Raw genomic sequence first — 288 nt, 5'->3', positions numbered from 1 at the left:
GTCCTGCGTGATGGCGAGTTCGTGCTGTGGGAGTCCAACAGCATCTGCCGCTACCTGGCGTCCCGCGCGGGCCGTGACGATCTGCTGCCCCGCGCGGCACAGGATCGTGCGCGGGTCGAGCAGTGGATGGACTGGCAGGCCAGCGACCTCAACAGTGCCTGGCGGCACGTGTTCATGGCACGCGTGCGCCAGCATCCGGACTACCCGGACGATGCCCGCGCCGAGGCCAGCCTGGCCCAGTGGAACCGCTTGATGGGCGTGCTTGATGCCCAGCTGGCCGCTGGCGGC

General features: G+C 69.8%; 1 pseudogene. It reads left to right on the top strand.

From position 1 onward, the window contains the following. Window positions 1-288 (top strand): annotated as a pseudogene (locus EN845_RS34885) (glutathione S-transferase); the annotation flags it as partial.

The organism is Mesorhizobium sp. M8A.F.Ca.ET.202.01.1.1 (assembly GCF_004791595.1).
In the GTDB taxonomy this organism is placed as follows: Bacteria; Pseudomonadota; Alphaproteobacteria; order Rhizobiales; family Rhizobiaceae; genus Mesorhizobium.
This window is presented reverse-complemented; position numbering and strand designations above follow the sequence as displayed.